Genomic DNA, 12,861 nt, shown 5'->3' with positions numbered 1-12,861 from the left:
CCGCTACCGGACGCGCCCCTACGCGTCCTTCGGCATCCGGTACAGCCGCAGCCGGTGGGCGAGTGCGGCCGCCTCGCCGCGGCCGGTGACGCCGAGCTTGGCCAGGATGTTCGAGACGTGCACACTCGCCGTCTTGGGCGAGATGTAGAGCTCCTCGGCGATTCTGCGGTTGGTGTGGCCGGCGGCCACGAGCCGGTGCACGTCCTGCTCGCGCGGGGTCAGCCCGAAGGACTCCACCGCGGCGGCCGCCGCGGCCCGGAGCTGATCCTCCGAGTGGTCCTGGCCTCCCCGCACGTCCCCGTGGTCCGGGACGGTCACGGCATCCGGGATCGTGTCGTCCGTGGCCGGCGCGGAGCCGTGGGCGGCGGGATCGGTGAGGGTGATGCGTGCGCGGCCTGCCAGCAGCTCGATGGTCTCGGTCAGCGGGCGCGCACCGAGCTGCCTGGCGGTGTCGTGGGCGTCGCGCAGCAGCGCGGTGGCCGCGGTCCGGTCGCCGGAGGCGATGAGCAGGGCCTCCGCCCAGCGGTGACGGATCTGCGCCAGTTCGTACGGGCGGTGCAGCGGTGTGAAGACCTGGGCGGCGCGGGACCAGTGTTCCGGAGTGTCGAGGCCTTCGGCCCGGGCCAGTTCGGCATCGATCAGCACACCGTAGGCGGCCCATACGGGGACGATTACCGGCAGCCGCTTGAGGTGGCTGCGGACGAGGGCGAGGATGCCCGGCCGGCCCGGTTCGGTGGCGGGCAGCCCCCGGGCGTCGGCCTCCGCCGCCGCGACGACGTGCAGCAGGGGAAAGGCGTACCGCTGGGTGCCGGGCGGGAAGCCTTCCGCCGCCTGGGCTTCGAAGGCCGCCCGCGCCTCGGGCAGGCTGCCCTGCTGCACGGCGATGGTGAGGGTGTGGCGGACGATGTTGATGATGTGCTGCGGCTGAGGATCGTTGGAGCCGAAGCTCCTTCGGGTGAGCGCGAGTTGACGTTCCGCCTCGGCAAGGTCCCCGCGCGCCAGGGCCACTTCGGTGCGGCGTGCGGCGACGAGGCCCTGTGACTTCCGGGACAGTGCCTTGCGGGAGGCGGCCTCGGTGGTGGCCAGGGCCTCGTCCCAGCGGCCGAGGGAGAACAGCGACATCGCCTGGTTGGTCCGGGCCCAGGACTCCATGTCCGCGACACCGTGGCTGTGGCAGACCTTGATGCCGTGGTCGGCGGCGGCCACCGCCTCCAGCGACCGGCCCATGGCTTCGAGGGTGGAGGGGAGGTTGATGGCGGCCCGGCCCATGACGCCGATGAGGCCCAGCTCGTCGGCACGGTCACGGACGGCGTACAGCTCGCCGATGCCCTCGTCGACGGCTCCGGCGTCGGCGTTAAGCCAGCCGCGGGTGAGCCGTGCCTGCAGCTCGATGTACTCGTCGCCGACCAGCCGTGCGTACTCCACGGCCCGGTCCGTGGCGGCGAGGGTCTGGGCGCCGGGCCGGTGCAGGGCGCCCCAGCCGGCCACACTCGTCAGGACGTCCGCGTGCACGGCCGACGGGGGCAGACCGCGGACCAGTTCCTCCGCCGTGGCGAGTTCGTCCCAGCCGTCGCCCCGGGTGAGGTCCTGGACCAGGCGGGAGCGCTGGACCCAGAACCAGGCGGCGCGCAGGGCGTCGTCCTCGCCGTCCAGGATGCGCAGGGCCTTCTTGCAGAGGGTGAGGGCCCGTTCGCGCTCGCCGCCGAAGCGCGCGGCGACGGTGGCCTCGGCCATCAGGTCGAGGTGGCTCAGCGGGGCGGAGCCGTCGCGGCCGCAGGCCGGGTAGACCTCGGCGTAGTCGATGGGGCGGAGAGTGCCGCGTATCGCTTCGGGGGCGTCGTCCCACAGTTCCATCGCCCGTTCCAGCAGCCGTAGTTGCTCGGCGTAGGCGTTGCGGTGGCGTGCTTCGACGGATGCCTTCAGCACAGCGGGCAGGGCCTTGGCCGGATCATGTGCTCCGTACCAGTAGCTGGCCAGGCGGGTGGCGCGTTCCCCGGCGCGGACGAGGGCGGGGTCGGCCTCCAGGGCCTGGGCGTAACGGCGGTTGAGCCGGGAGCGTTCGCCGGGGAGCAGGTCGTCGCTGACGGCTTCGCGGACCAGGGAGTGCCGGAAGCGGTAGCCGTTGCCCTCCGGGGTGGTCAGCAACAGGTTGGCGCCGACGGCTCCGCGCAGGGCCTCGATGAGCTCGTCCTCGGCGAGGCCGGCTACGGCGGCCAGCAGTTCGTACTCGACCGCGGAGCCGCCCTCGGCGATGATGCGGGCGACCTTCTGGGCGTCATCGGAGAGCGCCTCGACCCGGACGAGGAGCAGGTCGCGCAGGGAGCCGGGCAGCCCGGCCCCGTCGCCGCACTCCAGACTGCAGGCGAGCTCCTCGACGAAGAAGGCGTTCCCGTCGGAACGCTCGAATATCTCGTCCACCAGGGCGGGTTCGGGGGCGGCCGCGAGGATGCCGGTGAGCTGGCGGCGGACCTCGGCCCGGTTGAACCGGGCGAGCTCGACGCGGCGCACGGTACGCAGCCGGTCCAGCTCGGCCAGCAGAGGGCGCAGCGGGTGGCGGCGGTGGATGTCGTCGGCCCGGTAGGTGCCGATCACGACGAGGCGGCCGCTGCGCAGCGTACGGAAGAGGTAGGCGAGCAGGTGCCGTGTGGAGGAGTCGGCCCAGTGCAGGTCCTCCAGGACGAGCACGACGGCGCGGTCCGCGGAGATGCGCTCCAGCAGCCTGGCGGTGAGCTCGAAGAGACGGGCGGTGCCGTGCTCGTCGGCCGCGTCTCGGCCGGCCTCGCCGAGCTCGGGAAGGAGCCGGGCCAGCTCGCCCTCCTGGCCCGCGCAGGCGGCGGCCATCTCCTCGGGCAGGGTGCGGCGCAGGGCGCGCAGGGCGGTGGAGAAGGGGGCGTACGGCAGGCCGTCGGCTCCGATCTCGACGCAACCGCCGACGGCGACAACGGCCTCGCGGCGGACCGCCACCGCGAGGAACTCCTCGACCAGACGGGTCTTGCCGACGCCCGCCTCACCGCCGACGAGAAGCGCCTGCGGCTCGCCGCCGCCACCGCCGGACGGGGCGGTGGCGGCGAGTGCGTCGGTGAGCGCACCGAGTTCACGCGCGCGGCCGATGAACACGGGACTGACTGACCTGGTCTCCACGTCGCCGAGCATCGCACACGGGTCCGACAGCGTGGAGCGGTAAAGCCGGACATTCACGGTCGTCCGTCCTTACGCGGCGTGCGCGAACCGCTCCCGGTCCCTTTCCGCGCTCACCGTCCTCTCGCGTTCCTGGCGCGCGGAACTGCGCGCCGCCTTGCGGGCACGGCGGGCCTCCCGGATGAGCCGCTCGTTGTCGGCGCGGCGGACGAGTTCGGCTGCCATGACCTTGTGGAGTTCCAGCTCGTACATGCGATTCCCCCTGGGGACGGGCCCGTTGGGCCTCGGTGGCGGCAGTGCTTCTGCCGTGCCACCACTGTCGTCCCCCAGGGGGTGGTGCCGCATCGGGCGAGTTCCGCATCTGTGGCGGCCGGGGGCCTTAGGGAGGGGCTTACGTCACCGCAGGGGCCCTGCCCAGGCGCCCGCACATGCCTTAGAGGGCGCCGCGAGGTGACGTACGCGAGGAACCGTGGTCTCGGCAGTCGGACAGACCCGGCTCTAACCAGCCGTCGCCGGCGCCGTCGGCAGGGCGACGATGAGGTCGAAGTACATGCACACGGCGATCAGCACGCCCAGGACGCCGAGGGCGATTCCGCCCTTGGCGACCGCGCGGATCCAGCCCGGCTGCGGGTGAGCGGACGGGGCCCCGAACGCCGGACGGACCAGGACGTAGACGCCGACGAGCAGCGCGAGCAGGCCGAAGAGGCCGTTGACGAGCGCGGTGGCGTGCCAGGCGTCGCCGTAGATCTCGGAGATCTGCTGTGCGGCGGATCCGCCGGACGAGGTCTTCATCTGCCCGATCAGCGTCTCGCGCTCCGCGGCGACCCGGCCGCTCCAGGCTCCGCTGAGCGAGACGATGCCCAGTCCGACGGAGACGACGGCCGCCGCGGCGGTGGCGAGGGCGGAGGACTCCTTGTCGTCCTCGTCCTCGTCGTGCTCGTTCTCGTCATCCTTGTAGAGGTCCGCATCCGGGTCGAAGTCCTGCGCCGGATCCGGTACCGCGTCCGCGGGCGCGTCACGGTCCTCGGATGTTCCGATCCCCCGGCCCGCCTCGTCAATGTGCTGTTCCGCAGCTTCCTTCGCGGCGGTGTCGGTGAGCGTCTTCTTCGTCTTCTCTCCGTCGCCCTCGCCCTCGGTGACGGGAGCTGTGGGAGTGGTGGGAGTCGTGGGGTTCATGTACCGCACGCTAGGTGCCGCAGATGAGAGCCCTCTTAACGTCCCCGTTCCGGTTGCGCCACGCGGTCTTCCCTACCGCCGTCCGGTGTGTTCCGGGTGACCTGGACGTCACCGGGAGCAGCCGTGTGCGGGCTGCGGAACAGTCTTACGAGCTCGTGACACGATCTTGTGACTCAGGCGCCGCACAGGGGACGCTCGGCCGCTTACCCGCCCGCGATACTTGGACTATGGACAGCTACGAGGGCACCGCGACGCTTGAGTGGTGGGCGAACCAGTCGACGTGCTTGAGCCGGCTCGGTGTGCGAATCGCGGTCTGCGTCGTCGGCAGTCACTGGACGTGCACCGCGAACCTGGAACCTCCCCTGTCTGCGGGGGAGCGGCAAAACTTCGCCCTTCTGATGCAACTCGATCCGCACTTCACCTTGCGCTTCGATGAGGAGAACACGCTGTTGGTCTGCGTCGTCGAAGCGGAAGTTGAGAGGTTGCTCAGCCTCACAGCAGCTTAGCCACACAAGGCGCGGGACTACTGACGTTGCCGTCACCGCTATCGTTATCTATTCCCTCCCGAAAGGTGATCCACTCACTCGGAATGCGTCGCGGGCATTAGCGCACCGAAGTAAGTCGACCACCTTTAATGCGAGATCTCATTTCACTTACAGGGGGAAGTCGTCCTTCCAGGGAGCGTCGAGAGTTTCTGGATCGACGCCGAGCTCCCGCACCACCGTGTCGATCTCCTCGACAGTCTCGACGGTAGCCACATGGACGCGCTCAATGTCCTCTTCTCCAAAGCAAGCATCTTCATCCACGAAGGGCTTGGGGATTTCAACCGTTGAGACCCTGAACTTTCCGTCCTTCAGAGGGAAGGCCCACACCCATGCATAGGAGTTCAGGGTACTGGGTTGGCGGCGCGCCGACACCATAGCCCTTGTCATCACGAGGCGGTTTGCAACCTCGGTACGCATTCGACCTACCCCTTCCAGAAGATGCGAATAATGGATCCGCCATATTTAGAATCCTCGAATGTGTGAATCTGGAGATGAGGAAGGTCGCCGTCCCTATTACCGGCGCCATGTCCTAGCACTCGGCCGTCTGCACCGAGCTGATCATCCCAGTGATACGTTCCACTCTTGGATCCGAAGTATCGCCGTGTCCCCTTGCCGTCAAATCCGGCCGCGTTCCGGTACCCATCCCCCTGGAACTTCCCCAGGAGAATTTCCTCCGCTTCGGAGCGCGAGCCAACTGTGATGCTAGTGCGACCCTCATCAATTGCCCGAACACTGGACGAAACTCGACCACTCGACCACGGAAATTCGCAAGGACCTGAATTGTGGACGAGTACCGGAGTCTCGCCCGCCAGCACATAGTACGTGTGGAGGTCGTCGACCATCAGGTTGTAGGTGCGGGCGCGCTTCGAGTATGCGCGGTTGGCCGTGACAGAGACGGTGGTCCCGTCCGGAGTCCGCAGATCCGTACCGGCGGTTAGGTTTCTCGCTTCGACCCAGGCTCCGAGAGAGGGAACCCAGAAAGGGTGTTCATAAGTAGCCGTCAGGCTTTTCGAGCCGTCTTTGGTCTGGATAGTCAGCTCGTTGAAGTTCTTGTCATCCTCGGTAATGATGAGACGCGTGACCTCACGCGGGGCGGTCTCACCAGTTTCCGGGTCCGTCGCAAGAACGCTGTCGCCGGGTTTTACGTCCTGGATATCCTTTGAAGACTTGTCGGCCAGCAGAACCCGCGTTCCAGCAAGGAAGCATTGATTGCAGAATCGGGTCCGCGATATCGATGATCGGGTCGGCGGAGAGGAAGCACCCGGGGCCCTGGTCGTATTCCCGCGCGCATATGTGGGTCAGACCCGTTGTCGCGTCGATGCCTACGCCGCGGTAGCTGCGCTTGTTCGGCCAGGTGGTCGGCTTGGCGCCTCGCAGTTCGTCGTACGGCTTGTAGGCGCGGCGGTTCACCGGCTGGGTGCCGGAGGGCTCCACCGAGGTGTTGGCGGTTCCGAGCTGATCCGGGATGAGGGCGTTTAGCTTGCGGCCCGTTGTGCCGCCATTGCTCGTGGTGCGGACGACCGTGGGAGCGTTGGCCTGGCCGTAGGAGCGGGAGGCCCGGGTGATCGTGCCGCTTGCGTCCGTGGTGAGTTCTCACAGGGCGGGGCGGACACCAAGTACACGTCAACCGGCTGGGGAAGCTCAACCGTCTACCAGCTCATCGGCACTCCCGATGTCACAGGCGACGGCATCCCTGACATCTGGGCGATCAGGACCGCCGACGGGACCGTACGTCTCTACCCGGGCGGTAAGGCCACGCTCTCGAGCAGCTGGACCGAGATCGTCACCAACGTCCGCATCTCGATCGGCTAGCAGTACGAAGCGGCCGCACCCACCGGGGGCGGCCGCTTCGTGGTGCTCGTGGTGCTCGTGGTCAGTCTTTCGCTCGGGACGACTCCCACCGTCAGTGCACGCGCTGAGCCGTCGCCGCGACCGCGTCGCTCTCGCTCTCGCTCGCGCACGGCTCCGGGGCTTCCGCCCGCGACGCTCCGCAGTCGGGCGCCTCGATGCTGATGCGCGGCAGCCGCCGGTCCAGCCAGCCGGGCAGCCACCAGTTCGCGCCGCCCAGCAGGTGCATCAGGGCGGGGACCAGCAGGGTGCGCAGGACGAAGGCGTCCAGGGCCACGGCGGCGGCGAGGGCGATGCCGAACATCGCGATGACGCGGTCCCCGCTGAGCACGAAGGCGAGGAAGACCGAGATCATGATCACGGCGGCCGAGTTGATCACCCGGCTCGTCTCGGCGAGACCGACCCTCACCGCCCGCCGGTTGTCGCCGGTCTCCAGCCACTCCTCGTACATCCGGCCGACCAGGAACACCTGGTAGTCCATCGAGAGGCCGAAGAGCACGGACACCATGATCACCGGCAGGAAGGGTTCGATGGGCCCCGCGCTGCCGAGGCCCATCAGTTCGCTGCCCCAGCCCCACTGGAAGACGGCGACGACGACGCCGAACGAGCAGGCCACCGCCGCCACGTTCATCACCGCCGCCTTCAACGGGATGCCGACCGACCTGAACGCCATCAGCAGGAGCAGGCAGCCGAGTCCGACGACCACCCCGATGAAGAGCGGGAGCTTGCCGATGATGATCTGGGCGAAGTCGTCGTAGCTCGCCGTCACACCGCCCACGTGGGCCTGGAGCGAGGTGTTCTCGGAGGCCTTCGGCAGGACATCGGTCCGCAGCCGGTCCACGAGCTCGCTGGTCTGCCGGGACTGCGGCGCCGAGTCCGGGACGACGGTGACGTACGCGGTGTCGCCGCTGGAGTTGTACGTCACCGGGTAGGCCCAGGACACCCCGTCGGTGGCGCGCAGCGTCGCGGGCAGGGTGTCCATCGCGAGACGGTCGTCGGCGCCGTCCAGGTGCGCGGCGACGGTCAGCGGGCCGTTGACGCCGGGGCCGAAGCCGTCGGCGAGCAGGTCGTACGCCTGCCGGGTGGTCGAGGACTTCGCGTTGTTTCCCTGGTCGGAGCTGCCCAGGTGGAGCGAGAACGTGGGAAGTGCGAGGACCAGCATCACGACGGCGGCGAGAGCCCCGAGCAGCTTGGGGTGCCGCTCCACGAAGGCGGACCAGCGGGCGGCGAAGCCCGTGGGCGGCTCCGGCTGCGGGCCGTGCTCGGCCAGCCGCCTGCGCTCGCGCCGGCTCAGCGCCCGCATGCCGATGAGGGACAGCAGCGCGGGGAGCAGCGTCACGGAGGCCGCGACGGTCAGCACGACGGTGAGCGAGGCCGCGATGGCGACGCCGTTGAGGAAGCTCAGCCGCAGGATCAGCATGCCGAGCAGGGCGATGCAGACGGTGGCACCGGCGAAGACGACGGCCCGGCCGGTCGTCGTGACCGCGTGCTGTGCCGCCTCGGGTACGGTCATGCCGCGCCGCAGCCCTCTGCGGTGCCGGGTGACGATGAAGAGCGCGTAGTCGATGCCGACGCCGAGCCCCACCAGCATGCCCAGCATGGGTGCGAAGTCGGCGACGGTCATCACGTGTCCGAGCAGCACGATGCCGGCGTACGCCGTGCCGACCGAGACGAGGGCGGTGGCGATGGGCAGCAGGCTGGCGGCGAGCGAGCCGAAGGCGAGGAAGAGCACGACGGCCGCGACGACCACCCCGACGGCCTCGCTGAGGTGGGCGGCCGGCGCCTCGGTGAGGGCTATGGCGGAGCCGCCCAGCTCGACCTGGAGGTGCTCGCCCGCAGCGGCCTTCGCGGTGTCGACGACGGCACGGGCCTGCCCGGCCGGCACGTCGTCCGCCTGCTGGTCGAAGGTGACGGTGGCGTAGGCGGTGTGCCCGTCCGGGCTGATCTGCCCGGAGCCGGGGTCCGTATAGGGCCCTCCGACGGCTCCCACGCCCGGCAGCCGCTCCACCGCGTGCAGCGTGGCGGTCATCTTCTGGGTGACGTCCGCGGCCCGCACCGTGGAGTCGTCGGTGTGCCAGACGATGGTGTCGGTGTCGCCGCCGAGATCCGTGAATCCGTTCTTCAGCAGCTCGGCCGCCCGCCCGGACTCGGTGCCGGGGGCCTCGTAGTCGTTGGAGTAGGCGGAACCCGCGAACCCCGCTGCGGCTGCTGTACCACCGAGGGCGAGCAGCCAGATGAGGACGGCGAGGAGGCGGTGCGTGACGCACCAGCGGGCGATGGCAGCCAAGGGACGTGCTCCCTGCGGGTTCGTGGTCTCGACGCGGTTCGGCAGAACCGTCCGTGTGAGAACGCATGACCTTGAGTGCCGTCACTCTGACAGCCAACTGTGATCATTTGCCCGTTTCGTGGCCTTACTCACAGGGGTCCAGGTCAACATATGGGCGACATAAGCACCGCCGTACGGCGGGGCGCATACACGGCGCGGCAGCGGTCGCGCGGCCCTCACCGGCCCGTGCTCCCCTGCCGGGAGCACCCGCGCCCGGGAAGGCGGATCTTGTTTCCGTTGGCCGGGGACGGACGGACCCGGCTATCTTATGATCCGTCAATTACCGTCCCTGGGGGGCCCAGTTGAACAGTGCGTCGCACCACATCGGACCGGATTCGGCTCCTGACAGATACCGCCTGCTCAATTCCATCGGCCGGGGCGGCGAAGCCGTCCTCTACCGGGCGGAGATAGAGCTCGACGGGGCGCCCGAGACCGTGGTCGTGAAGGTGCTGGACTCGAAGACCACGATCACCATCGAGCAGTTCCAACGGCTCAGCTCGAAATGGCGGGAGCAGGCGGAGCTGCTGCGGTTCGTGAACCGGCCGGGTGTCGTGGGCGTGCGCGAGCACTTCGAGGGACCTCCGATCCACGGAACCGGGGACGCCTCGACCGCTGCCGGGCGCGCCCTGGTCCTGGTCATGAACCATGTGGCCGGTCTCGACCTGAGGGACTGGCGCGCCGAGCGGACCCTCGTCTCCCACGCCGAGCGCCGCGAGGTGCTGCGGACGCTGGAACAGCTCGCGGACGTGCTGGACTGGCTGCACTCGGGCCGGGCGACACCGTCCGGGCGCACCGTCGTGCACGGTGACCTGTCCCCCGGCAACGTCATGGTCGACGAGCACGGCCAGGCCACACTCGTGGACTTCGGGCTGAGCAAGCTGACCGCGGACCACCAGACGGCCGAGGTGTGGTTCACCCCCGGTTACGCCGCCCCCGAGGTCTTCGAGGGCAAGCGGACGCCGAACACCGACCGGTACGCGTTCGGCGCGATCGCCTACTTCCTGCTCAGCGGCCAGGCCCCGCCCAGCACCCCCGAGCAGCTGCGTGCCGCGCTGCGCGCGCTGCCCCAGGTGGCGGCCGCGGCTCCGGAGCGCTGCGAGCGCATCCTGTCCGTCTGCGCGGCCGAACCGGACCGTCGGCCGGAGAGCCTTTCGTCGTGGGTGAAGGATGTGCGCTCGGCCGTGGTGTCGACCACGGTCACCGGCTCCTCCTCGCGCGCCGCGGTGGCCTCGGAGTCCGTACGGGACACGCCGCCGGTAGCTGCCCCGGCAGCCGTGCCGCCGCCTCCCCTGCTGCCGCCCGGTACCCCCGTACCGCCGCCCGGCGCCCCCGTACCGCCGTCCGGGGCACCGGTGCCGCCGCCGGACGCGCAGCCGGTCTTCCCGCCCCCGATCACCGCGTCCGGTGACCCCGGGGTGCCGCTGCCCACCACGGTGAATCCCGCGGGCACACAGGAGGAGCAGGCCCGTCCGGCCGCGCCGGAACCCGCTCCGGCGCACTCCCTGCGGGAGGAGTCACCGTTCCCGACGCGGCCGGACAGCGCGGCGAAGCCGGTGCCCACCGCGAAGAAGCGCCGGCCGGTCCTCGTCCCCCTGCTGTCGCTCGCCCTGGTGGCCGCCCTGGCCACGATCGGCGTCCAGGCCCTGCGCTCGGGGAACGACGAGAAGGGCGACGGCAAGGGGGCGAAGGCGGCCCCGACCGTGACCGTCACGACCACCACGCCCGCCGATCAGGCCGACGGGTCGGAGACGACGCCCGACGCGTCCCCGGACGCGTCGGAGGGTTCGCAGGGGGCCGGCACGCCCCCGGAGGCGACCACGTCCGACACCAAGTCGCTCACTACCCTGGACCCCGTCGCGACCGGTCAGTACGCCGGCCTCGCCGTCGGGAACGGCACGCTGAACAGCAAGTACTACGACACCGCCCTGGTGCCCGACGGCGGTGACGAGGAGTGCAGCGGTTCCGCCGAGTACAACCTGAGCCGCGAGTGGAAGACCCTGACCATGGTGGCGGGTGTCGACGACAACTCGTCGAACAAGTCCGCCCGGGTCACCATCGAGGTCGACGGCGAACCCGGCTTCACCGGTGAGGTGCTGCTCGGGAAGCCGAAGCCCATCTCCGTGCCGGTCACCGGCGTGCTCCGGCTGAGCGTCTCCTACGCCGACCCCGCCGACGACTGCGAGATGGGCAATCTGATCCTGGGGGCGCCGACGCTCAAGAGGTGACGTCGGCGGGTGATGCGCGAAGGGGCGGTGCGCCCGGTGGAGAACCGGATGCACCGCCCCTTCGCGGACGTACGGGAAGGCCTCAGCCCTCGACGCCGAGCTTCTCCAGGATCAGCTCGCGCACCCGGGCAGCGTCCGCCTGGCCACGGGTGGCCTTCATGACGGCGCCGACGAGCGCACCGGCGGCCGCCACCTTGCCGCCGCGGATCTTGTCCGCGATGGCGGCGTTGCCGGCGATGGCCTCGTCCACGGCGGTGGACAGCGCGCCCTCGTCGGAGACGACCTTCAGGCCGCGCTTCTCGACGACGGTGTCCGGGTCGCCCTCGCCCGCGAGGACACCCTCCAGGACCTGACGGGCCAGCTTGTCGTTGAGATCGCCGGAGGTGACGAGCTCGGCGACCCTGGCGACCTGCGCGGGGGTGACACCCAGCTCGTCCAGACCGCGGCCGGTCTCGTTGGCGTTACGGGCGAGCTCGCCCATCCACCACTTGCGGGCCTGGTCCGACGGGGCGCCCGCCTCGGTCGTGGCCACGATCAGGTCGACCGCGCCCGCGTTGAGGATGGACTGCATGTCGTGCTCGGAGACACCCCACTGCTCCTTGAGCCGGGCGCGGCGCAACCGCGGCAGCTCGGGAAGCCCCTTGCGGAGCTCCTCGACCCACTCCCGGGCCGGGGCGACCGGCACCAGGTCGGGCTCGGGGAAGTAGCGGTAGTCCTCGGCGTTGTCCTTGATGCGGCCGGCCGTGGTGGAGCCGTCCTCCTCGTGGAAGTGCCGGGTCTCCTGCACGATCGTGCCGCCCGAGTTCAGCACCGCGGCGTGGCGCTGGATCTCGAAGCGGGCGGCCCGCTCGACGGAACGCAGCGAGTTCACGTTCTTCGTCTCGGAGCGGGTGCCGAACGCCTCGCGTCCGTGCGGGCGCAGCGACAGGTTCACGTCGCAGCGCATCTGGCCCATCTCCATGCGGGCATCCGAGACGCCGAGCGCCTTGATGAGCTCGCGGAGCTCGGCGACGTACGCCTTGGCGACCTCGGGGGCGCGTGCGCCCGCTCCCTCGATCGGCTTGGTGACGATCTCGATGAGCGGGATGCCCGCGCGGTTGTAGTCGAGCAGGGAGTGGGACGCGCCGTGGATCCGGCCGGTGGCACCGCCGACGTGCGTCGACTTGCCGGTGTCCTCCTCCATGTGGGCGCGCTCGATCTGCACACGGAAGATCTCCCCGTCCTCCAGCTGGACGTCCAGATAGCCGTCGAAGGCGATCGGCTCGTCGTACTGAGAGGTCTGGAAGTTCTTCGGCATGTCCGGATAAAAGTAGTTCTTCCGGGCGAAGCGGCACCACTCGGCGATCTCGCAGTTCAGCGCGAGACCGATCTTGATGGCGGACTCGACGCCGATCTCGTTCACGACCGGCAGCGCGCCGGGCAGCCCGAGACAGACCGGACAGGTCTGCGAGTTGGCATCCTGCTTGAGCTCGGTGGAGCAGCCGCAGAACATCTTGGTCTTGGTGCCGAGCTCGACATGGACTTCGAGGCCCATGACGGGGTCGTACGTCGCGAGGGCGTCCTCGTACGACTCCAGGTCAATGACAGTCACTGAAACTTTCCC

8 protein-coding genes and 1 pseudogene are annotated in these 12,861 nt (G+C 69.7%); 2 read left to right on the top strand and 7 right to left on the bottom strand.

What is annotated here, in order from left to right; all coding sequences use genetic code 11:
• Nucleotides 1-18: 18 nt before the first annotated feature.
• The 3 genes from ACIOEW_RS20720 to ACIOEW_RS20710 form a co-directional block, all read right to left on the bottom strand.
• Complete coding sequence (locus ACIOEW_RS20720; protein ID WP_362550987.1) at nt 19-3,153, bottom strand: AAA family ATPase; 3,135 nt, start codon at nt 3,151-3,153, stop codon at nt 19-21.
• Nucleotides 3,154-3,210: 57 nt separating this feature from the next.
• Nucleotides 3,211-3,390, bottom strand: a complete 180-nt coding sequence (locus ACIOEW_RS20715; RefSeq protein ID WP_362550716.1) for a hypothetical protein — start codon at nt 3,388-3,390, stop codon at nt 3,211-3,213.
• A gap of 246 nt (nt 3,391-3,636) precedes the next feature.
• Nucleotides 3,637-4,314, bottom strand: a complete 678-nt coding sequence (locus ACIOEW_RS20710) for a hypothetical protein (protein WP_401965050.1) — start codon at nt 4,312-4,314, stop codon at nt 3,637-3,639.
• Between the two features lie 227 nt (nt 4,315-4,541).
• Here ACIOEW_RS20710 and ACIOEW_RS20705 point away from each other — a divergent pair, with 227 nt between their 5' ends.
• Nucleotides 4,542-4,820, top strand: a complete 279-nt coding sequence (locus ACIOEW_RS20705) for a hypothetical protein (protein ID WP_401965049.1) — start codon at nt 4,542-4,544, stop codon at nt 4,818-4,820.
• Between the two features lie 147 nt (nt 4,821-4,967).
• Here the strand turns inward: ACIOEW_RS20705 and ACIOEW_RS20700 are convergent, their stop codons facing one another.
• The 3 genes and pseudogenes from ACIOEW_RS20700 to ACIOEW_RS20690 all read right to left on the bottom strand — a co-directional run bounded on the left by ACIOEW_RS20700 (nt 4,968) and on the right by ACIOEW_RS20690 (nt 8,994).
• A complete protein-coding gene (locus ACIOEW_RS20700; protein WP_401965047.1) occupies nt 4,968-5,276 on the bottom strand; it encodes a hypothetical protein in 309 nt (102 codons plus the stop codon).
• 359 nt (nt 5,277-5,635) lie between these two features.
• Nucleotides 5,636-6,452 (bottom strand): annotated as a pseudogene (locus ACIOEW_RS20695) (polymorphic toxin-type HINT domain-containing protein); the annotation flags it as partial.
• A gap of 310 nt (nt 6,453-6,762) precedes the next feature.
• Nucleotides 6,763-8,994 carry an MMPL family transporter gene (locus ACIOEW_RS20690; protein WP_401965045.1) on the bottom strand — a complete coding sequence of 744 codons (2,232 nt, stop codon included), beginning with the start codon at nt 8,992-8,994 and terminating at the stop codon, nt 6,763-6,765.
• Nucleotides 8,995-9,335: 341 nt separating this feature from the next.
• Here ACIOEW_RS20690 and ACIOEW_RS20685 point away from each other — a divergent pair, with 341 nt between their 5' ends.
• Nucleotides 9,336-11,258, top strand: a complete 1,923-nt coding sequence (locus ACIOEW_RS20685) for a protein kinase (RefSeq protein WP_401965044.1) — start codon at nt 9,336-9,338, stop codon at nt 11,256-11,258.
• Nucleotides 11,259-11,340: 82 nt separating this feature from the next.
• On the opposite strand, the gene gatB is transcribed toward ACIOEW_RS20685, so the two are convergent.
• Nucleotides 11,341-12,849, bottom strand: coding sequence for an Asp-tRNA(Asn)/Glu-tRNA(Gln) amidotransferase subunit GatB (gatB, locus tag ACIOEW_RS20680; RefSeq protein WP_401965043.1), 1,509 nt, complete (start codon nt 12,847-12,849; stop codon nt 11,341-11,343).
• Nucleotides 12,850-12,861 lie beyond the last annotated feature (12 nt).

The sequence above is a fragment of the Streptomyces sp. NPDC087901 genome, from assembly GCF_044742205.1.
Classification (GTDB): Bacteria; Actinomycetota; Actinomycetes; order Streptomycetales; family Streptomycetaceae; genus Streptomyces.
Note: the sequence above shows the minus strand (reverse complement) of the source record. Positions and strands in the feature narration are given on the sequence as shown.

Excerpts from the sequence above, each read along its gene's own strand:
- ACIOEW_RS20715 (WP_362550716.1), bottom strand. The coding sequence starts at position 3,390 with ATGTACGAGCTGGAACTCCACAAGGTCATGGCAGCCGAACTCGTCCGC.
- ACIOEW_RS20710 (WP_401965050.1), bottom strand. The coding sequence starts at position 4,314 with ATGAACCCCACGACTCCCACCACTCCCACAGCTCCCGTCACCGAGGGC.
- ACIOEW_RS20700 (WP_401965047.1), bottom strand. The coding sequence starts at position 5,276 with ATGCGTACCGAGGTTGCAAACCGCCTCGTGATGACAAGGGCTATGGTG.
- ACIOEW_RS20705 (WP_401965049.1), top strand. The coding sequence starts at position 4,542 with ATGGACAGCTACGAGGGCACCGCGACGCTTGAGTGGTGGGCGAACCAG.
- ACIOEW_RS20720 (WP_362550987.1), bottom strand. The coding sequence starts at position 3,153 with ATGCTCGGCGACGTGGAGACCAGGTCAGTCAGTCCCGTGTTCATCGGC.